We start from the raw sequence: 232 nt of genomic DNA on the forward strand, positions 1-232 counted from the left end.
GCCGAGTTCCGCCGCGTGTCCCTGCAGCTGACCGGCTGGGTGTTCTTCCTACGGAAGGACAGCGAACCCGTCGACCTCGATGAGCCATTCCGGCATGCCGTGCGTCTGTACTCCGAGGAAGGTGCTCGCGGACACGGGCCACTTGCCGTCGGAGGCACGACTGCCCGCGGCGAAGATGGGCTCGGCCAACTCGGGCCGGTGACCGACGTCGTGGATCGTGTGCTTGATCAGG

Annotated in this window: 1 pseudogene; it reads right to left on the reverse strand. The window is 66.8% G+C overall.

Annotated elements, in window-relative coordinates:
- Window positions 1-48: 48 nt before the first annotated feature.
- A pseudogene (locus tag KVT45_RS55850) lies at window positions 49-232 on the reverse strand (RidA family protein); the annotation flags it as partial.

This window comes from Streptomyces sp. GbtcB6, assembly GCF_019091475.1.
Lineage (GTDB): Bacteria > Actinomycetota > Actinomycetes > Streptomycetales > Streptomycetaceae > Streptomyces > Streptomyces hyaluromycini.